The organism is Psychrobacter sp. NG27, assembly GCF_016106655.1.
In the GTDB taxonomy this organism is placed as follows: domain Bacteria; phylum Pseudomonadota; class Gammaproteobacteria; order Pseudomonadales; family Moraxellaceae; genus Psychrobacter.
The window spans coordinates 815,595-836,716 of the sequence record NZ_JADGIN010000001.1 but is presented as its reverse complement, the minus strand read 5'-3'; the positions used below and the strand labels follow the sequence as shown (position 1 = coordinate 836,716).

The window sequence follows — 21,122 nt, the reverse complement described above, 5'->3', positions numbered from 1 at the left end:
CTATGTTAGAATATAAGCTACAATGCCGTTTTTAACTGCCTATTGGGTCATCGTTGCACTTGCACGATGGCCTTATCTTTTTGCACCAGTGGTACCAATAGACAAGTGAGCGCTCAGTGAACACTGAAATTATCAAGATAATCCTAGCCTTCATGGTATTGATCAATCCCTTCAGCGCATTGACGTTGTTTTTGGATTTGACTCGCGGCTATTCGATGAACAATCGACGTAAAGTCGCGCGCGTTGCTTGTCTGACTATTTTTATCACCATCAGTTTTTTTACGCTTGCAGGTGAGACACTGCTAAAAACCCTTGGTATTTCAATTGGGTCGTTCCAATTGGCTGGCGGTATCTTGGTGTTTTTGATTGCCCTGAATATGATGAATGGAGAGGGTAACCCTGTAAAGCCTGATCAAGAGAACTTCGATGTCGATCATGTAAAAGATGCGCCTGTTTCGATGGCAGCTGCCGTGGTGCCCCTCGCGATTCCGATGATGATCGGGCCTGGCGGTATCTCTACAGTTATTATCTATTCTTCACAAGTCTCAGGTGTGTTGCAGGTATCTGCCATATTGATAGCTGGCCTGTTCATCAGCTTATTTTGTTATTTGGCATTGATGGCAGCAGGTCGTATTAGTCGCTTGTTGGGTGATACGGGTCTGAATATTATGAGCCGAATCATGGGTATGCTACTAGCTGCCGTGTCTATCGAAATTATCGTGAATGGCCTGCGCACGCTGTTCCCTGCTTTGGTCTAATGAAAAGATTGGTTCCCTATACGCTTGCCTAAAATATTTAGAATGACCTTTCAATTTTTAGGTTGTAAAGAAAGCTTATAGCTTACTCCTACTATCAGCTAAAAAACCTCTAAAACTCTTCAAAACTTCTAAACATTCTATAAAAATGGCTAAAAGCGATTTTTATAGAATAATTATGTCTAAAATAATGGTATCAATCACCAAAAGTATTGGAAAAAAACAACCCATAAAAATATGTTACAGTGGAGGAACAACTAATATCATAGGAGTTAATTTTGAGTAACAAAAGAATTGCTATTTTAGGAGCAGGTCCAAGTGGTTTAGCACAATTACGCGCTTTTGAGGCGGCACGATTGGCTGGTGCAACCGACTTACCTGAGATAGTCTGTTATGAAAAGCAAAATGCTATCGGCGGTATGTGGAACTATAGCTGGCGTACCGGTTTAGACAGAAACGGTGAACCCGTTCACGGCAGTATGTACCGTTATCTGTGGTCGAATGGTCCAAAAGAGTGCTTAGAGTTTGCCGACTATTCGTTTGATGAACACTTTGGGGAAGCCATCCCTTCATACCCGCCACGTGAAGTCTTAAAAGACTACATCATGGGGCGTATCGATAAACAAGATATCCAAAAATACATCCGTTTTGAATGCCCTGTACGTTGGGTATCGTTTGACGATGACACACAAAAATTCACCGTGACGGTGATGAATCATAAAACCAATGAGCAAGAAGTTGAAGAGTTTGATTATGTGGTGGTAGCGACTGGTCACTTCTCAACGCCAAATATGCCATATTTTGAAGGTTTAGAAACGTTCCCAGGTCGTATCCTGCATGCACATGATTTCCGTGATGCATTAGAGTTCAAAGATGAAGACATTCTACTGATTGGTAGTAGCTATTCAGCCGAAGACATTGGCACGCAGTGTTATAAATATGGCACTAAATCAGTAACCATTAGCTATCGCACACAAGCACTGGGTTATGACTGGCCAGAGGGTATTAAAGAAGTGCCGCTCGTCACTCATTTTGAAAATGATGTTGCGCATTTTGCCGATGGTACGAGTCAAAAGTTTGACGCTATTATTATGTGTACTGGTTATTTGTTCCATTTCCCGTTTATGCCGGACGAATTGCGCTTGCAGACGCATAACTGCTTGTATCCAGCCAATCTATACAAAGGTGTCTTTTGGCAGCCCAATCCAAAGCTTATTTATTTAGGTATGCAGGATCAGTATTTCACCTTTAATATGTTTGATGCCCAAGCATGGTATGCACGTGACGTTATTATGGGCGATGTTGCCGTACCTGACTTGGCGACACGGACAGCCGATGAGCAAGAGTGGGTCGCAACCTATGCTAAATGTGTCACAGTTAGCGATTCGATTGACTTTCAGGCGGCTTATATCCGTGATTTGACCAATGCGACAGATTATCCAGAATTCGCGGTAGAAAAGCAGGGTGATATCTTAAAAGAGTGGCAAGAAGATAAAACCGACAATATCATGACCTTTAGAGAGAAAGGCTATCGTTCGACATTGACGGGTACATTATCCCCTGAGTTACCGGAGCCTTGGCTAGATGTCCTTGATGATTCGCTTGAGCATTTTTTGAATATGTCGCTTGTGAAGCCTAAAAAACGCAAAAAAGCATCGTAAACAATTGGCATCGCTAACAGTTAGTATTGTCTAAAAAGATAAAAAACCAAATACGTTTCAGCGTGTTTGGTTTTTTTTGTGCACGGTACATTCAGCTACTATAGTCTGCTCAATATAATTTGGAGACTGACACAGTATCCAATTTATAGAGGATTGACGATATATTAGCTATTATACAAATGCCAAGCCAAGTACAGCATGAGTATGCCGACTAGAGCATCGAGGATATTCCATGCTTTTGGCTTTGCAAACAAAGGTCTGAGTAGTCGTGCCGCATAACCCAATGCAAAAAAGAAAAAGAATGAAGCACTAACGGCACCAGTGGCAAATGCTAATTTACTACTAGCACCCGTTGAAACCATGCCAACGAGTACCAATGTATCTAAGTAGACGTGTGGGTTGAGCCACGTAAAGCCAAAGCATAGCAATAGTGCTTTTTTTAAGCTAGTGACAACCTGACCATCGACAGTCATTGCATGTGAGCGCCGGACACTGGCATATAAGCTTTGTAGCCCGTAGACCAGCAAAAACAGAGCGCCTGCTAGTCGGGCTATATTTACCGCTTGTGGATAGCGAGCGGTTACAGCACCAAATCCAGCAACGCCTGCCGAGATCAATAGCGCATCGCTAACGGCACAAAATAAACAGATGAAAAAGACGTGTTCACGTTTAATGCCTTGTTTAAGTACAAAGGCGTTTTGTGATCCAATCGCTAAGATGAGCGATAGACCAAGTAAAAAGCCAGAAGTATAGTCAGTCGCATTCATAGTAATGTACTTATTCTTTTGAAGAGTAGGAATATTGACACTTTGCTTACTGGCAGTGCCAAAAAAAGCTGTTAAGATACGTTATTGAATCAATATATGCAATATGAGCTCAATTTGAGTGCACGGAATGAGAGGCAAGGTAGGTCATGGTGGTAAGTTTGACGAGAATACTACAATCATTTGGACAAGCGCCAGATGACTTGCCAACACAAGCGGCCAAGCATGCTCAGGAAATGGGTGCCAGTCAAGTGACAGATTCGACGGATATTAGATCGACTGATATTAGTGTGAATAATGACAGTATAAATGATGACAGCGAGCAAGCTGATAGAACGCCTTCTGTATTGACACCGCCCGAACGTGCCAACCGTATTTGTGATGCATTGGCACAAGTGAGTGATATTCGAACGCCCACACCTTTGACTGATCGCTATTTGTCCAATCGTGCTCAGATGCGTCCGACCAATAGACCTCCTTTCGACCCAGATACTTTATGGTATCTCAAACATGGACGCTGTCCGATTATGACTGAGCTTATTGATGTGGTGGATGAGGCCACGCTAAATGCCATGCCTATTGAGGCTGTGGCAATCCTAGACCGAATCAATGGTAAGTTAAAGCGTTACCGTGAATGGAGCAGCGAGCTCAACGAGCAGCAACAGCAGCAACATAATGAGCGTCAGTTTGTTATAGATAAGCTGGTGTCCGAGAGTATTCCAGAAGCGCTACATCATTATGAGCAACTACAGCGGTTCAGCCCCCATCGTACCAAAAACAATATGGTACAAGGCAAGATGACGGCAGGAGATATGTTGACCGATTTGTTTTTAGAGATAGATTATGAGCTTGATGAGTTGTTGGATGAGTTACATCAAACGGTAATGAATCGTCTGGCCTCAACGCACCGTTATGTCAAAAGCCGCACGCAAAGCTAGCGCTCTTTTTAGAAGAGAACAATTATCTATAAACACAATTGACTCAATGTATAACAATATAAGGCTTTAATAGAGCCTTATTTTTTTGTTTAATAAAAGCATGGCCAATCAATATAGTTGGATATGCTCAAATCGCTTTGCTTAAAGTATGAGCCAAAATAATAAAGAATTTGCCAAACCATTTTGCCAAATAATAAGGACAACCTGATGACCCAAGTGACTGCAATGCTCGTGATGTTTGTACTGTATGGGGTGCTACCAGCCGCTGGGTTATATCTGGGGTATCGTGGCATTAAGAAAGTCACAGCGCCCAAAATGCTTGAATATAAAGCGATGCCGCAATTGGGTTATATTCCTGAAAAGAGCTTGCCAGTGGAGGTCAAAACAGCTCTCGACCAAATCAATGAAAAAGGTGAGAAGCTGCGTGTCATTTATGGTGATACCAATAATGATGGAAAGATTGATGATAAAGATACTGTCACTGAAACCTACATTATGATTCAAAATTTGATGGACAGACATGTACCACTTGCAGTGGTGGACTATCGCCGTTTGCATGACTTAGATGGTAGAGACGGTGCACTCGCTGACACGACCAAGATTAAGCATTCTAACGTCACTGGTAAAGAGGCGTTGCTAGATGTGCTAAGTACGATCAATACGCAGTTCGATGATTTGCTCAATGCTTCCTATCATCAAGATGGACAAAAGCTGCTCGCGACCAATCGCTATCTACAAAAACGCTTTGACAATCCTGCTAGTAATACGGAGACGCAAAAGCTCGATAGCAATGTCAGTAGTGCCCGTAGTGATGTGAGCAGTGATGTAGATATTCAAGCGATTGAAAATTCAACTGGTACAAATGTGAGTGCTAAAGATATTAAGCTGTAAATGCAGAGTTGTCTGATCAAAGGAAAGCATAAAGAGTAAGCGTATATGAGCATCTTAATAGGCATTGGCATTGTAACGACAGTCACTACCTTTTATTTAGGTAAAAAAGGCTGGCAAGCTTTCCATAAAGCTGTCGGTATTACGCCAGGTGTGCTCGTCTATCAGAATGATAATGCACCATTGTCATTATCCAAACTCAGTTGGCAACAATTAAGTTTAAATAAGAAACATCTAAAAAATCTGCCAGAGCGTCAATTGAGCCAATTAAAACGCATCGACGAAAAAGTGAATCACTATCAAGCGTATCAGAAATCACTAAAAGCTCAGCATAAGACGCCTGCGATAACAGAGGAGCAGTTTGTATTGAATAAGATGCTGCATACTCGGCTTCCAGAAATGTTAGCCACTCATTACCATTTAACAAATATAAGCGCCGATAATATAAGTAATGATAATGAAGCGGAAGCCAATGAATTATTACAGAGCGTGTTAAATAATATTGAGCAGCGCTTAGATAAGTTGCTAGCGCAAATGGACATGCAGCAGTTGCAGGAATTACGAGTAATGAAAAACTATATCAACAGTCACGATAGCTAAGCCTAGATTGTGAGATTTATCACGACTTGCTATAAACGACCCACAAAAAAGCTGCCAATGATAAATAATCACTGGCAGCTTTTTTATAGGTGACTCTAAATCTATTGAAGACTTAAAGTCACGATAGATTAATATTATTAACGCTTGTCGTTGCGGTCACGAGTGTTACGTGTACCACGGCTGGCAGGGCTAGCACTGCTTTTAGGTTTTGCGCTGCTGTTACGATTGTCGCTACCACTGCGGCTATCGCTACGACTGTCAGTAGCGCGACGCGCTTTAAGCGGCTTGCTTCTGATACGCTCTTGCTTCTCTTTCGCTGCGCCATGCAGACCCGTACCATAACGAGGACGCAAGCTTACTAAATCGGTTAACGTATTGATGTCTTTTCTGTCGAGTTCTAAGAAGCGACCAGTACGTAACTCTTTTGGTAGAGCAATCGTGCCATAGCGTGTGCGCAGTAGACGGCTAACTTTTAGGCCTTGCGACTCAAACAAGCGACGTACTTCACGGTTACGGCCTTCTTTTAGCTGGACGTGATACCATTTATTGACGCCTTCACCGCCACCGTCTTTGATATCTTCAAACTTTGCAAGGCCATCTTCTAGCATGACGCCAGCCGTTAAGGCACGAGCGATCTCAGGCGTCACTTCACCCAATACACGTACCGCATATTCACGAGTGACTTCACCAGATGGATGCATCAAGCGATGCGCCATTTCACCATCATTGGTAAACAGTAACAGACCCGTTGAGTTAATATCCAAGCGACCAACCATGACCCAGCGATCATGAGTTAGCTTTGGTAAACGCTCAAAAACGGTTGGACGACCTTCTGGATCTTTAGCAGAGCAGACTTCGCCTTCAGGCTTGTAGTAAGCGATAACACGGCGACGCTTCTCATTTTCAGAGGTGTATTTGATCTGACGGCCATCAACGCGAATCTCATCGCCTTGTTCAACACGATCACCGATGGTTGCTGGGCCGTTATTGACAGTGACGCGACCAGCTTTGATGACTTCTTCCATCTGACGGCGTGAACCAAGGCCCATGCGGGCGAGGGCTTTCTGTAATTTTTCGTCTTTCATAATCATAACCTTGAGTCGGTGGGTTTACATTTCTCAATGTAAAAAAATTGGATTGACTATTCTACGCTATTTATGCCGTATATACAGCCCCTGATTGTCATCAATAGTAATTGTTAGTTTTCTAGGACATGTTGAACATTCAAAGTTTTAACCAAAGAAAATATGAGCACAAGCGAGAGCTACCGTATTCTCATAACTTTGCTTGAGCTTATCAAATCTAGTCGCAACCGCCCTGCAGTTTTTAACTTAGCAAAAGCATTGTCTACTAAGTGGCGAGATTTGTACAAGTCCCAGTCCATATGGTCATTGGTGGAATGATTATTTTGTTTTCGAAGAATATTATTGATGCAACCCGCTTGTTCAGTATGCGCTCGCAACGGATCAGAATTATAACCTTTATCGGCACATAAAATGTCAGTATCCCTTAAACCTATCTTATCAATTAAGTCTGGAGCTACCTTCACATCATGAGTAGTGCTAAAAGTGTCGAACAACAAGGCATGAATATCAGGCAAAATTGTGCGTTTTATGACATTTAAAATTTATAAAAAATCGTCATTACTGTCACTGTAGATAGTGAGGCGTTTCTGCTCTATTATAAATATTTGTTCATTGATATGTTATCTGTGCTCAGGAGTCTACCGAATCAGACATCACCAGAGTATTTTAATATGGCTTACAGGTAATATAATGTTTTTATTGAGAATTATCTGTTGAATAAAAACAACACAATTTATTAAATACAATATTAGTATCATAGCTTTAATTGTAAACTATGTATGAAGTACGTAAAATTATGATAGAATAACGCCTTTTTTATCAATCAATTTACCTCTTAGAAAAACTTTTGTTTATTTTCTATTGAGACTCAGATTGCTTAACGTAGCTACTATTTGATGCCGTATATTGTTGTGATTTCAAGGGGTTCTATTATGCGCCAGTCTCTTAAGGTGTTGAGAGCATTAAGTTTACTATTGATCACATTGTGGTCTGCTGGATGTGCGACTACAACCATCAATTCTGGACTTCAAGCGGGAGAGTTGCCACCAGTAGGGGATTTTACCGCTGAAAACGGTTTGCAATTCAATATTCAACCGTTGAGTCTAGCGACTTTACCCTTGCCTCAAGTGACTCGCCCTAATAACGATATTTATCAGCTCCTCGCAAGCTCAAAAAAGATGGAATATCATATCGCACAAGGTGATATTTTAGGTATTGTTCTAGTGGGTTATCCTGACATGGCAGTTGCCGGAGCAAATGGCTATCCTGTCGATCAGCAAGGTTTTGTACAGTTTCCTTTGGTGGGTCGAGTCAAAGCATCAGGTTTGAGCGTCCCTCAGTTTACCGCCTCTCTCCAGAGTAAACTACAACGTTATCTAAAGTACTCCGATCCCCAAGTCAAAATTATCAACTATCGCGGTAATAAGTTCTTTATCGATGGTGAAGTCAGACAGCCTGGCGAGTTCGCTATTGAGGATGCGCCAGTATCGCTCTATAGCGCGATTTCTAAGGCTGGCGGAGTCACAGAAACTGGAGATTCAAACAGCATTGTCTTGAGTCGTAAGGGTCGTAATTATAATGTTGGCTTGCAAATGCTGCGTCAGATGGGTGCCTCGGGCAATCAAATTTATATTCAAGATGGCGACTCTATTCATCTCAATAGTCAAAGCCGTAATACTGTCTATGTATTGGGCGAGTTCGGTCAAATAAAACCTGTTCCTATCTTAGAGCAAGGGCTAAGCTTGGCGCAAGTGTTGGGTGAGTCACAAGGACTGAATTCGTTTACTGCTAATGCTGCAAAAGTCTACGTTGTGCGTGATAACTTAGAGTTTCGTCGTACTAATATCTATTATGTAGACATGCAGACTATCACTAACTTAGCACTCGCTAACCGTTTTGAGATGCAGCCTAACGATATTCTGTATGTTGATCCTACCGGCTTGACACGTTGGAATCGTGTTATTAACTCACTGCTGCCTTCTACCTCAGCAGTCAGAAGTCTCTCAGGACTATAGGTATTTATTATGGCATTCGATAATATTTTGGTGGTTTGTGTCGGCAATATCTGCCGTAGCCCTATCGCTGAAGCGGTATTAAAACAACAACATCCAAATAAAAAAATTGACTCCGCTGGACTCTCTGCTGTGGTGGGCAATGGTGCGGATCCTAATGCGTTAGCCGTCATGTCAGCGTTAGGTATCGATATGTCTGAACATATTGCCAAGCAAATTGATGAGACGCTAGTGAGGCGTGCTGATCTAATTTTGACGATGTCTGATAGTCAGAGCAAATGGATTGAGGACCGCTGGCCGCATTGCCGTGGCAAAACTTTTCGCATTGGTCATTGGATCGATCAAGACATTGCTGACCCGTATCGACATGATCTCTCAGTATTTGAGGATGCTCGGCAAGATATCTTTGACAGTCTAAAACCATGGGATGATAAAATCAGCTAAGCGGTTATTATCAATGACTCGGTATCGAACCAGCAATAAATAAGCCACTACCTTAAATGAATGAATTGACCTTATGACTACAGATTCACCGAATACTTCCAAAACGACGATTGAAAAAGACGATGATGAGATTGATCTCATGGCGCTGCTTTTTGTGCTATTACGTGGCTGGAAGATCGTACTGTTCTTTGCACTGTTAGGACTAGCCATCGGCGTTTTGTACAGCCGTTATGTCAATCCTACCTTTAAGTCAGATGCCTTAATTCAGATCGAAGATAACGCTTCAGGTATCTCAGCACTAGGCACTGACATCTCAGAATTGGTGGGCTCAGAGGCGAGTAAAGCGCAGACAGAATCGAAACTGATTAGGTCCAGAATGATCTTAGAACCCGTCGTCACCCTATTGAATTTGCGCATTAAGCTTACCGATCCCAATATCGGTGCTATCGATAGAATTAAGAATAACCGTATCGATACACAGATGAATACCCCTGAAGGGGTGTATTTAGACAGTGAAAAAGGACGTGTACAAGTCAGTCAGTTCGAGGTGCCGCGTGCTTACTTCAATCGTGCATTCACTTTGACTCAATCAGAGACGGGCTTTGTATTGACTGATGGTTTCGATGACTTTGAGGGTCAACTTGGTAAGGTGCATAGATTTAGTGGTAGCGAAGGTCAGATCACTATCACAGTCAATGAGCTACCTGATGAGAGCTATCCGATCACGATCAGTCAGCAATCGCTCAAAGCGACCACAGATAAGATCAATAGCGCGTTGTCTGTGGTTGAACAAGGGGATAAGACCGGTATCATTGAGCTATCAATGACTGGTGAAAACCAGCAACAAGTGACGCGAGTGCTCAATGAAATTGTGCTCTCCTATACGGGTCAAAACCAGTCACGTGGTACTGAAGAGACCACTAAGACACTCGCATTTATGGATACGCAGATTCCGCTATTGCGTGAGAAGCTGGAAGCGTCAGAAGCGAGCTTCAATGAGTTTCGTCAAGAGAATGGGACGATCGATGTTGGTCAAGAGGCGCAGCTTTTATTGACAGAAAACTCACAGATCGATGCCCAACTCAATGAGCTGAACCTCAAAAAAGCGGATCTCACTACTTACTATACCGATGAGCATCCACTAGTTGTACAAATCGATGAGCAACTACAAGTGCTGGATAATAGAAAGCAAGAGATCGATGCGACGATCGCTGAGCTGCCTGAGATTCAAAGAGAGTTTTTAAAGCTCTCACAAGATACCGAGATCAATAGAGAGATTTATTTAACCTTACTCAAAAACTATGAACAGCTCAAAATCGTCAAAGCAGGTCAAATTGGCTTTGCACGTATTATTGACCTGCCGATCAGCACTTACAACGCCATTGCACCCAAAAAGCTACAGATTATGGTGCTAGCGCTATTATTGGGCGCTATGCTCGGCACTATGCTGGTCTTGATCAAGAGTCTACTGAGAAATGTAGTCAAAGACCCTGAGCGTCTAGAGACTAAAACTGGTGTGCCAGTGATCGCGACTATTCCACGCTCACCGCTACTCTCTAGAATCGGCAAAAATAAGCAAGCGAGCACACGGCTATTGGCTCATGTTGATCATAATAGCTTGAGCTATGAGGCGATAAAGAGCCTCAGAACAAGCTTAATGTTCTCGCTACCCAAAACAGTAGCCACCGCACCGATAGACGGACAAGTCAGTCAGCACGGTAAAGTGATCTTAGTGACCGGTGAAAGCCCAGGTGTGGGTAAGTCTTTCATCTCCGCCAATCTAGCAGAGGTATTCTCTCAGCTAAACAAAAAAGTGCTAGTGCTGGACGCCGATATGCGCTTGGGTGAGCTGCACAAGATGTTCAACCTGACCCAAGATAATGGTCTGGCGGATTACCTCAATGAGGGCAGCAGTCGATTGGCCAAATTGGATAGTACCGCGCCTACGACTAACTACTTAGCTATCGATAGCTTTATCCATCAGACGGGTATGGATGATATCGACTTTATGCCGCGTGGTCGCCATCCGCACAATCCGGCATCGCTGCTGATGAGCGAGAGATTCGTGCTACTGATGACCGCGCTAAAGGCTCAGTATGATTATATCATTATCGATACGCCGCCCGTGCTCGCCGCTTCAGACGCGATAATCCTATCACAGTACGCTGATAAGGTGCTGATGGTCGCACGTTATGACAAGTCGATAGAAGGTCAGGTTTATTACGCTATTAAACAGATGAATAAAGCCAATATCCAAGTCGATGGACTTATTCTTAATGATGTGCAACAAGGGTTGATGAGCAAATACAGCTATCACTATAGCTATGCTTATGGCAACACTAAAGACTAACGCTTATATAGTCAGTTGTTATTTCTGAATAGTTGTTGCTACTTTATTATTTGTATGGCGTTTCTCATTTAAATGGTTGCTTGTTATGTCTATAGAATCAGCATCGTATCAGACTGATCAAAAAGCCAATACCAAAAGCTCACAGCGTATTGCGGACGGATTATTAGCGCTACCTCGCAGTAGCAAAAGAGCCGTTTTGTTATTGGCTGATTTTGTTATGTCCGTGGTTTGCCTATATTTGGCGATAGCGGTGCGCTATGGCTATATGGATAATCATATCGGTCTGCTTGCGCTATGCTTATACGCGGTAGTGCCGGTCATCGGTTTGTATGCTATCGGGTTCTATAAGGGAGTTGCTCGTAGCTTTTTCGGTGCGCTGATGGGTACTGTCTTACAACTGTTTTTTGTGTTGATAGTTGTCGCTCAAGTCGTTCTCTATTTCCATCCAGTGCCGGGTATGCCGCGTGCTGTGCCTATGCTGTATTTATTCTTGTTATTTATTTGGTTATGGAATAGCCGTCTGACTATTCGGGAGATATTAGCTCGTTTGCAAGGGCAACGTCCACAGCGTCGTCGTACGAATGACTATGATAATGTATTGATCTATGGAGCTGGTGAAGCCGGAAAAGAGCTACTTGAGGGGCTAAGAAACTCACACAAGTATCATGTAGTGGCCTATATTGATGATGATGCGCAGCTCACGGATGCTTACTTACTTGGCAAGCGTATTTACAACGCTGATGCGCTCGTAGAAATTGTCTCAAAGCTGGATATCGCGCAGATATTCTTAGCGATGCCGTCTATCAGCCGTGTACGCAAGAGAGAGATTATTGATAAGCTCGCTGGCATATCTATTCAGATCAAAGAGCTGCCAAGCCTAGAGGAAATCGTCGATGGCAAAGTTACTGTCAGCAGTATGCGTAAGATCGATATCTTAGATGTGCTAGATCGGCAAACAGTAGAGCCAGATGCACAGCTACTACAGCAGAATATCACGGATAAATGTGTACTGGTCACTGGCGCTGGCGGCTCTATCGGTAGTGAGCTGTGTCGTCAAATTATTAAGAATAAGCCTAAGTGTCTGGTGCTCTATGAGCTATCGGAGTACGCGCTCTATAGTATCCATCAAGAGCTGATCGCCAAAATCGCCAGCAAGACGATCTATAATGATATAGAGCTGATCGCGGTCATCGGTAATGTGACTAATGAGGCCAATCTGGTCAGGATATTTAAGCGTCATCAGATCCAGACGGTGTATCATGCCGCTGCCTATAAGCATGTGCCGATCGTCGAGGCCAATCCGTTTGAGGGTGCGATTAATAATAGCAAGGGTACGTATCACTGCGCGCGTGCTGCTATCAGTGCTCAGGTCGATACCTTTGTGCTGATCTCAACCGATAAGGCAGTGAGGCCGACTAATGTCATGGGGGCGACCAAGCGCTTAGCGGAGCTGGCCTGTCAGGGCTTAAGTCAAGATAGTGACAATAGCGGAACTTGTATCAGCATGGTGCGCTTCGGTAATGTGCTCGGCTCATCGGGTTCGGTCGTGCCAGTATTTACTAAGCAAATAGAGAAAGGTCTACCTATTACCGTTACTCATCCGGATGTCACACGCTACTTTATGACCATACCGGAGGCGGCCAATCTAGTGATCCAAGCAGGGGCTATGGCGAGGGGCGGCGAGGTGTTTGTACTCGATATGGGTGCTCCAGTCAAGATCGTCGATCTAGCGCAGCGGATGATTCAGTTAAGTGGCTTTGCGGTAAAGGACGAGGCGCATCCGTATGGGGATATCGAAGTAACCTTTACCGGATTGCGTCCAGGTGAAAAGCTCTATGAGGAGCTGATCATCGGTGAGGATAATGTAAAAGATACCGATCATCCGCTGATTATGCAGGCGATGGAACATGGCTATCCGCTATCCGATATCGAGGCCACGCTACATCAGCTAGCGCATAGGGCGGACCAGCATGATGTGGCTTGGTTAAAAGAGCAGTTTAAGCAGTTCGTATCGGGTTATCAGGATGGTACACCGACGACTAGTAATAGTGTTAAGACATCGTTTAATACAACAAATAAATCAACCGTTAAAACTCTTGAATCATCAATGGAATAGAAAGTAATGACTAAGATGAATGAGCTGCATGATATTAAAAATTTAAAAATCGCGGTAATCGGTTTGGGTTATGTAGGTCTACCACTAGCGGTTGAGTTCGGTAAGCAGCATCCAGTGGTGGGCTTCGATATCAATGCTAGTCGTATTGCTGCGCTAAATGCCGGTATTGATCACACGTTAGAGGTGAGCGATGAGGAATTAACGCAAGCCACTCATTTAAGCTATAGTTCTGATATCAATGCGCTAAAAGACTGTAACTTCTTTATCGTCACGGTGCCTACACCTATAGATGCCTACAAACAGCCTGATCTTACGCCTTTGATTAAAGCGTCAGAAGCTATCGGCAGTCTATTGAAGCAAGACGATATCGTCGTCTATGAGTCAACAGTTTATCCTGGTGCGACAGAAGAGGTCTGTATTCCAGTATTAGAAAAAGTCTCTGGGCTAATATTCAATACAGACTTCTATGCCGGTTATAGCCCTGAACGTATCAATCCAGGTGACAAAGAGCATCGCGTGACCAATATCCTCAAGGTAACGGCAGGCTCAACCCCTGAGATTGCTGATTTCGTCGATGAGGTTTATAACCTAATCATTACCGCAGGCACGCATAAAGCGGCAAGTATTAAAGTAGCAGAAGCGGCGAAGGTGATTGAGAACACGCAACGCGATGTCAATATCGCGCTGATCAATGAGCTAGCGGTTATTTTTAATAAGATGAATATCGATACCGAAGCGGTGCTAGAAGCTGCTGGGACTAAGTGGAACTTTTTACCGTTTCGCCCAGGTCTCGTTGGCGGTCACTGTATTGGTGTAGATCCATATTATCTCACGCACAAAGCGCAAGCGATAGGCTATAACCCAGAGATTATATTGGCTGGGCGTCGTCTCAATGACAGCATGGGTGAGTATGTCGTCACGCAACTGGTCAAAACCATGATTAAAAAGCGTATTCAGGTAGAAGGCGCAAGAGTATTAATTTTAGGGTTGAGCTTTAAGGAAAACTGCCCTGATGTGCGTAATACCAAGGTTATCGATATCGTCCATGAGCTGCAAGAATACAATATCGAAGTTGATGTATATGACCCATGGGTAGATAGCCAAGAAGCTCAGCGTGAATACAATGTTATGCCTATTAGTGAGCCGGCGGTTAATAACTATGACAGTATTATTCTAGCAGTGGCGCATAATGAGTTCGTCGAGATGGGTATCGCGCACATTAGAAGTCTGGGTAAAGCCAATCATGTGCTCTATGATCTGAAGTATGTGTTTGCCAAAGAAGACACCGATATCCGTTTATAACTGATCACACTATACCTTTATAAAATCATTGGAAAATTTATGACCGCGATAGCTTATCAAGAAGTCAAAGAAACGTTAACTCGAGCTCCCAAAACGTGGCTGATCACTGGGGTAGCAGGTTTTATCGGCTCTAATTTACTAGAGACGCTACTCCTAATGGATCAAAAGGTCGTGGGTCTAGATAATTTCGCGACTGGCTTTCAGCATAATCTAGATGAAGTACAGAGTTTGGTAAGCAAAGACCAGTGGCAGAACTTTACCTTTATAAAGGGTGATATCCGTCAGTTGGCTGATTGCTCAGTGGCCTGTGAGGGCGTTGATTACGTATTGCATCAAGCCGCACTTGGCTCAGTACCACGCTCTATCGCTGACCCTATAGCGACCAATGAGACCAATATCTCAGGGTTTTTAAATATGTTGACAGCGGCTCGAGATGCACAAGTATCGAGCTTCACTTATGCAGCGAGTAGCTCAACGTATGGTGATCATCCAGCCTTGCCAAAAGTTGAAGATGCTATTGGCAATCCATTATCGCCGTATGCGGTGACTAAATATGTCAATGAGCTGTATGCAGATGTGTTCTCACGTACTTATGGCTTTAAGACGATTGGTCTGCGGTACTTCAATATCTTTGGTAAGCGCCAAACGCCAGACGGTGCCTATGCAGCGGTAATACCAAAGTGGACGGCCGCTATGATCGCTGGTGATGAAGTGTTCATTAACGGTGATGGTGATACTAGCCGTGATTTTAATTTTATCGAAAATGCCGTGCAGGCCAATATCTTAGCAGCGACTGCTACCGATGAAGCTAAAAACGAGGTGTATAACGTAGCAGTCGGGGGTCGTACCACGCTTAATACGCTATTTGATTCACTAAAAGAGAGCTTAAGCGATAACGGCGTGAGTTATACTCAAACGCCTGTGTATAGAGACTTCCGTGAAGGCGATGTGCGTCATAGCCAAGCAGATATCAGTAAGATTCAGAACGCGCTAGGTTATGCGCCACAGTTTGATATTGTTCAGGGTATTGAAAAAGCGATGCCTTGGTATGTACAGTCTTTAGCTTTAAATAATGAGTAGATTTCTATGAAAATATTAATCACAGGTGGTGCAGGGTTTATCGGCTCTGCTGTTATCCGTCATATCATGCATCATACTGATGATGAAGTTTTAAATATCGATAAGTTAACCTATGCAGGTAACTTAGAATCCCTCAAAGACATTGACCAGAGTGCTAGATATAGTTTTAAGCAAATCGATATTTGTAACTCAGAGGCAATGACAGAAGCTTTTAGTAGTTTTGCGCCCGATCTCGTTATGCATCTAGCAGCTGAGTCGCATGTCGATAGATCTATCGATGGCCCAGCAGAGTTTATCACTACGAATATCGTAGGCACTTATACGCTATTAGAAGTAGTACGTCATTATTGGCAAGGTCTTGATCAGACCAAAAAATCTCAGTTTAAGTTCCATCACATCTCAACCGATGAGGTTTATGGTGATCTAGAAGGTACAACAGACTTGTTTACTGAGTCAACACCTTATGCACCAAGCTCTCCTTATTCAGCATCTAAAGCCAGCTCGGATCATTTAGTAAGAGCATGGCAGCGTACTTATGGTATGCCAACGCTAATTACTAATTGTTCTAATAATTATGGACCTTATCACTTTCCTGAAAAGCTTGTTCCGTTAGTAATACTCAATGCGTTAGATGGCAAAGCTTTGCCTATCTACGGTAAAGGCAATCAAATACGTGATTGGTTATTTGTGGAAGATCACGCGCGTGCATTATATAAAGTGATCACTGAAGGGAAGGTAGGTGAAACTTACAATATTGGTGGACATAACGAAAAACAAAATATTGAAGTAGTTAAAAATATTTGCCAAATATTGGATGAGTTACAACCTCGTACTGACGGCATTCAATATGAGTCATTAATTACATTCGTAAAAGATCGCCCGGGACATGATTTGCGCTATGCAATTGATGCTAGAAAAATTGCCAATGAGTTAAATTGGACACCGACAGAGACTTTTGATAGTGGTATTAGAAAAACAGTTGAATGGTATTTAGATAATTTAGACTGGTGTCGCCGAGTACAAGATGGCAGTTATCAACGTGAAAGATTGGGAGCAAGTGTGTAATGGAAACGACTATAATGAATACTAAAGGTATTATTTTAGCAGGTGGTTCAGGGACACGTCTTTATCCTATTACTAAGGGTGTCTCTAAGCAGCTGCTACCTATCTATGACAAACCGATGATTTATTACCCATTATCTGTCTTAATGCTAGCCGGTATTCGTGAAGTGCTTGTCATTAGTACACCAGATGATATAGATGGTTTTAAGCGCTTACTTGGCGATGGTAAAGAGCTTGGCATCGATATCTACTACGCGGTTCAGCCAAGCCCAGATGGTTTGGCTCAAGCGTTTATTATTGGTGAAGAGTTCATTGGTGATAGTAATGTTTGTTTAGTACTTGGTGACAATATATTTTATGGTCAAGGATTCACCCCATTATTACGTCAAGCAGTCAATCGTCAATCAGGCGCAACAGTTTTTGGCTATCAAGTTAAAGATCCTGAGCGTTTTGGCGTAGTGGCATTTGATGAAGATAAGCGTGCGATTTCAATAGAAGAAAAGCCTGCTCATCCCAAATCTCATTATGCAGTGACAGGTTTATATTTTTATGATAATGATGTCATAGAGATAGCAAAGCAAGTAAAGCCATCAGAGCGCGGTGAGCTTGAGATCACAACGGTCAATCAGATGTATATGGAACGTGGTGATTTAAATGTAGAGCTGTTAGGTCGAGGGTTTGCCTGGCTAGATACGGGTACGCATGAGAGCTTATTAGAAGCAGCGCAGTTCGTAGAAACTATTGAAAAGCGTCAAGGCTATAAGGTTGCTTGCTTAGAAGAAATTGCCCTCAATAATGGCTGGTTGACTAAGCAGCAAGTAGCTGAGATTGGTCAAACGATGAGTAAAAATGCTTATGGCCAATATTTAATTTCTTTAGCTCAAGAGTAAATATTATGATACCAGTTACCAAAGCTTATCTACCTAACAAAGCAAAATATCAATCCTATGTTGATCGTATTTTTGAGAGTGGATGGTTGACTAACAATGGTAGCCTGTTGCAAGAGTTAGAAGGTAGGCTTGCAGATTATTTAGGGGTTAAACATATAATCCTAGTAGCTAATGGTTCGTTTGCTCTGCAACTTGCCTATAAGGCACTAGCGTTAAAAGGTGAAGTCATTACTACACCTTTTAGTTTTGCTGCGACAACCAGTACACTAGCTTGGGAAGGCTTAACGCCTATCTTTGCTGATATCAATCCGCAAACTTTCAATATAGACCCCAGTCAGATAGAAGCACAGATAACGCCCAGTACTAGTGCTATCGTGCCTGTACATGTATTTGGCAATCCTTGTAATGTCGAGGAAATACAAGCTATTGCTGATAAACATGACCTCAAGGTTATCTATGATGCCGCTCATGCTTTTGGCTCACAATTTAAAGGTCAGAGTGTTTTAAATTTCGGTGATGTCAGTACGCTTAGCTTCCATTCAACCAAGCTTTTCCATACTATCGAAGGTGGTGCAGTTATCACTAATGATAATGAGCTGGCTAAAAAAATCAGACTGATGATTAACTTTGGTATTAGTAGTCCGACTTCTATTGATTCAGTGGGAACTAATGCCAAGATGAATGAGTTTGAAGCGGCAATGGGCTTATGTGTATTAGATGACATCGATACGATCAGACAGTGCCGTGAAGATATTTGGCAGATCTACACTGAAAACCTATCAGGATTGATGGAACTGCAGCAGTGGAATGAGCATGGTAGAAATAATTGTGCTTATGCACCAGTACTTTTTGAAAATGAAGAGCAGTTACTGAAAGTTGAAGCTAGGCTTAAAGAGAACGATATATTACCTAGAAGATATTTTTATCCTAGCTTAGATACTTTGTCCTATCTAGATAGTAAACAAATTTGTAAGAATTCGAGAGATATCGCCAGTCGAATTTTGTGTTTACCTATATATCCAAATCTAGAATTAAACGATGTTCAGAGGATCATAAACTTATTGGAGTTATACTAATATGAGTTTTTTAAGCAAAGAGCAGATAGAGTCTATGGGCTTTAAATCAGTCGGTGAAAATGTTCTTCTTTCAGATAAAGCCTCTTATTATAACTGTAAGAATATTAGTATAGGCAATAATGTTCGAATAGACGACTTTGCTGTACTTTCAGCTGGAGTAGATGGGATCGAAATTGGCAACTATATACATATTGCGGTATTTAGCTCTTTGATTGGATCAGGGAAAATAATATTAAAAGATTTTTGTAACATATCATCGAAAGTTGCAATTTATAGTAGTAATGATGACTATAGTGGTGAGTATATGACCAACCCCATGGTGCCTATTCAGTTCACTAATGTAAATCATGCCCCGGTTACTATTGGAAGACATGTGATAGTGGGTTCAGGCTCAGTCATATTACCCAATGTTACTTTAGAAGATGGGGTTGCAATTGGTGCTTTGAGTTTGGTTACCAAAAATTGTGAAGAGTTTGGTATCTATATGGGTACTCCTGCAAAGAAAATAAAAGAGAGAAAAAGAGACTTGCTTGAATTAGAAAATAAATTAAATAAGGTACAAGCTTTTGTCTCTTAGGAAAAATATACTAGCCAACTATGCTAGTCAAATTTATGTAGCAGCTATAGGCATATTAATCCTACCTTTATACATTAAGTATATGGGAGCAGAAGCTTATGGTCTGGTTGGCTTTTTCTCTATGTTACAAGCATTCTTTGCGATGTTGGATTTAGGACTCACGCCCACTATAAGTCGTCAAAGTGCTAGGTATCATGGTGGAGCAATTAGCCCTTTAGAATATAAGCAATTACACAGAGCATTGAGTGTGATCTTTCTCGCTATAGCTATTATAGGAGGAAGTATACTGTTTTTTTCTTCTAGTTATATTTCATCAAGTTGGTTAAGTATTGAAACTCTTGAAGTAGACGAAGTAAATTTAGCAGTGGAAATAATGGCTATCAGTATTGCTTTGAGATGGCTATGTGGACTTTACCGAGGAGTTATTACTGGTGCAGAAGAATTTGTGTGGCTAAGCCTCTATAATATAATTATAGCTTCTTTAAGATTTATAGTGGTTTTACCTGTAATGTGGGTTTTCGGAGCTACACCTACAATCTTCTTTGTTTATCAATTGATGATAGCTGTCTTAGAGTTATTGGCTATATACTTGAAAGGTAATAGCTTACTTCCGAGAAAAAATGATATTTTAGTTAAAATAGGTTGGTCATTCAAACCAGTTAAAGCAGTTTTGAAGTTTTCTTTAACGATTGCTTTTACCTCATCAGTTTGGGTCTTGATTACTCAGACTGACAAATTAATTCTATCGGGTATATTATCGCTAACAGAATACGGATACTTTACTCTAGCTGTAATGTTAGCCTCAGGTATAATGATTCTAGCAGGTCCAATTACGACTGCACTTATGCCACGTATGGCACGTTTACATTCAGAAGATAAAAATGCTGAACTTATCCAGCTATATAGAAATTCAACACAATTAGTTACTGTTATTGCAGGAGCAGCGACTGTTACGATAATTGCATGTTCTTATAATATAGTCTTTGCTTGGACAGGGGATGAATTATTAACGGCGGAGGTTGCGCCGATTTTACAACTTTATGCTGCTGGCTATGGTTTCTTATCTATTGGAGCTTTTCCTTATTATCTCCAGTATGCAAGAGGTAACTTAAAATATCATTTAATTGGAAATATAATTTTATTGATAATGCTATTGCCAACTTTAGTAATCGTTGCAAGAGAATATGGGGCAATAGGGGCAGGTTGGGTGTGGTTGTCCGTCAATTTAACTTATTTAGTATTTTGGGTAGGTTATGTTCATTCTAAGCTCGAGCCTGGATTGCATATTAAATGGCTGTTTAATGATATTATTCAAATACTACTTTTACCTATAATTATAGCTGTGTTTGCAAACCAGTATGTCATAGATATACTTAGTGAAGATAGAATAGTAGAGATATTCAAAATATCGATAGTTAGTTTAGTAATATTAGTTACCTCATCATTTTTATCTAGTTATGTTAGAAGAATTATAGCGAGTTACACTCTGAATCTAAAAGTTTAAACTGCATGATAATTAAAG

The 21,122-nt window shown here is 41.8% G+C and carries 18 protein-coding genes and 1 pseudogene; 16 read left to right on the top strand and 3 right to left on the bottom strand.

The annotated features are described in order from the left end of the window. Positions 1 to 116: 116 nt before the first annotated feature. The gene (locus IP485_RS03345) at positions 117 to 758 is read left to right on the top strand and encodes a MarC family protein (protein ID WP_197175149.1); all 642 of its coding nucleotides are present in this window, start codon (positions 117 to 119) and stop codon (positions 756 to 758) included. Positions 759 to 1,033: 275 nt separating this feature from the next. Beyond that, positions 1,034 to 2,416: an NAD(P)-binding domain-containing protein gene (locus IP485_RS03340; RefSeq protein WP_198325963.1), complete on the top strand. Its 1,383-nt coding sequence runs from the start codon at positions 1,034 to 1,036 to the stop codon at positions 2,414 to 2,416. Positions 2,417 to 2,580: 164 nt separating this feature from the next. Here IP485_RS03340 and IP485_RS03335 read toward each other — a convergent pair whose 3' ends face one another. Continuing rightward, positions 2,581 to 3,183 (bottom strand): LysE/ArgO family amino acid transporter, encoded by a 603-nt coding sequence (locus tag IP485_RS03335; protein ID WP_198325962.1) that lies wholly within the window; start codon positions 3,181 to 3,183, stop codon positions 2,581 to 2,583. A gap of 149 nt (positions 3,184 to 3,332) precedes the next feature. On the opposite strand from IP485_RS03335, the gene IP485_RS03330 reads away from it, so the two are divergent. The 3 genes from IP485_RS03330 (at position 3,333) to IP485_RS03320 (ending at position 5,606) form a co-directional block, all read left to right on the top strand. Next, complete coding sequence (locus tag IP485_RS03330; RefSeq protein WP_320159104.1) at positions 3,333 to 4,118, top strand: hypothetical protein; 786 nt, start codon at positions 3,333 to 3,335, stop codon at positions 4,116 to 4,118. A gap of 207 nt (positions 4,119 to 4,325) precedes the next feature. After that, a complete protein-coding gene (locus IP485_RS03325) occupies positions 4,326 to 5,009 on the top strand; it encodes a hypothetical protein (protein ID WP_227686380.1) in 684 nt (227 codons plus the stop codon). 45 nt (positions 5,010 to 5,054) lie between these two features. Next, on the top strand, positions 5,055 to 5,606 hold the full coding sequence (locus IP485_RS03320) for a hypothetical protein (protein ID WP_198325961.1): 552 nt from the start codon (positions 5,055 to 5,057) through the stop codon (positions 5,604 to 5,606). A 137-nt stretch (positions 5,607 to 5,743) separates the two neighbouring features. Here the strand turns inward: IP485_RS03320 and rluB are convergent, their stop codons facing one another. Together rluB and IP485_RS03310 are read right to left on the bottom strand one after the other, a co-directional pair. Then, complete coding sequence (gene rluB, locus IP485_RS03315; RefSeq protein WP_194362818.1) at positions 5,744 to 6,691, bottom strand: 23S rRNA pseudouridine(2605) synthase RluB; 948 nt, start codon at positions 6,689 to 6,691, stop codon at positions 5,744 to 5,746. Positions 6,692 to 6,838: 147 nt separating this feature from the next. Then, positions 6,839 to 7,167 (bottom strand): annotated as a pseudogene (locus tag IP485_RS03310) (transposase); the annotation flags it as partial. Positions 7,168 to 7,623: 456 nt separating this feature from the next. On the opposite strand from IP485_RS03310, the gene IP485_RS03305 reads away from it, so the two are divergent. From IP485_RS03305 to IP485_RS03255, 11 genes are all read left to right on the top strand, one after another. Next, positions 7,624 to 8,706 carry a polysaccharide biosynthesis/export family protein gene (locus tag IP485_RS03305; protein ID WP_198325959.1) on the top strand — a complete coding sequence of 361 codons (1,083 nt, stop codon included), beginning with the start codon at positions 7,624 to 7,626 and terminating at the stop codon, positions 8,704 to 8,706. Positions 8,707 to 8,715: 9 nt separating this feature from the next. Next, positions 8,716 to 9,147, top strand: coding sequence for a low molecular weight protein-tyrosine-phosphatase (locus IP485_RS03300; RefSeq protein WP_198325958.1), 432 nt, complete (start codon positions 8,716 to 8,718; stop codon positions 9,145 to 9,147). Positions 9,148 to 9,220: 73 nt separating this feature from the next. Next, the gene (locus IP485_RS03295) at positions 9,221 to 11,497 is read left to right on the top strand and encodes a polysaccharide biosynthesis tyrosine autokinase (RefSeq protein WP_198325957.1); all 2,277 of its coding nucleotides are present in this window, start codon (positions 9,221 to 9,223) and stop codon (positions 11,495 to 11,497) included. 85 nt (positions 11,498 to 11,582) lie between these two features. Then, positions 11,583 to 13,613, top strand: a complete 2,031-nt coding sequence (locus tag IP485_RS03290) for a polysaccharide biosynthesis protein (RefSeq protein WP_198325956.1) — start codon at positions 11,583 to 11,585, stop codon at positions 13,611 to 13,613. 15 nt (positions 13,614 to 13,628) lie between these two features. Beyond that, positions 13,629 to 14,915, top strand: a complete 1,287-nt coding sequence (gene tviB / locus IP485_RS03285) for a Vi polysaccharide biosynthesis UDP-N-acetylglucosamine C-6 dehydrogenase TviB (protein WP_413787013.1) — start codon at positions 13,629 to 13,631, stop codon at positions 14,913 to 14,915. 39 nt (positions 14,916 to 14,954) lie between these two features. Further along, a complete protein-coding gene (locus IP485_RS03280) occupies positions 14,955 to 15,995 on the top strand; it encodes an NAD-dependent epimerase/dehydratase family protein (RefSeq protein WP_198325954.1) in 1,041 nt (346 codons plus the stop codon). A 6-nt stretch (positions 15,996 to 16,001) separates the two neighbouring features. Beyond that, positions 16,002 to 17,060 (top strand): dTDP-glucose 4,6-dehydratase, encoded by a 1,059-nt coding sequence (gene rfbB, locus IP485_RS03275; protein WP_198325953.1) that lies wholly within the window; start codon positions 16,002 to 16,004, stop codon positions 17,058 to 17,060. A gap of 14 nt (positions 17,061 to 17,074) precedes the next feature. Further along, complete coding sequence (rfbA, locus tag IP485_RS03270; RefSeq protein WP_198326010.1) at positions 17,075 to 17,947, top strand: glucose-1-phosphate thymidylyltransferase RfbA; 873 nt, start codon at positions 17,075 to 17,077, stop codon at positions 17,945 to 17,947. Positions 17,948 to 17,952: 5 nt separating this feature from the next. Next, positions 17,953 to 19,023, top strand: a complete 1,071-nt coding sequence (locus tag IP485_RS03265) for a DegT/DnrJ/EryC1/StrS family aminotransferase (RefSeq protein WP_198325952.1) — start codon at positions 17,953 to 17,955, stop codon at positions 19,021 to 19,023. A gap of 1 nt (position 19,024) precedes the next feature. Next, positions 19,025 to 19,600: an acyltransferase gene (locus tag IP485_RS03260; RefSeq protein ID WP_198325951.1), complete on the top strand. Its 576-nt coding sequence runs from the start codon at positions 19,025 to 19,027 to the stop codon at positions 19,598 to 19,600. Next, the gene (locus IP485_RS03255; protein WP_198325950.1) at positions 19,590 to 21,104 is read left to right on the top strand and encodes a lipopolysaccharide biosynthesis protein; all 1,515 of its coding nucleotides are present in this window, start codon (positions 19,590 to 19,592) and stop codon (positions 21,102 to 21,104) included. Before IP485_RS03260 ends, IP485_RS03255 begins: the two co-directional genes overlap by 11 nt. Positions 21,105 to 21,122: the final 18 nt, after the last annotated feature.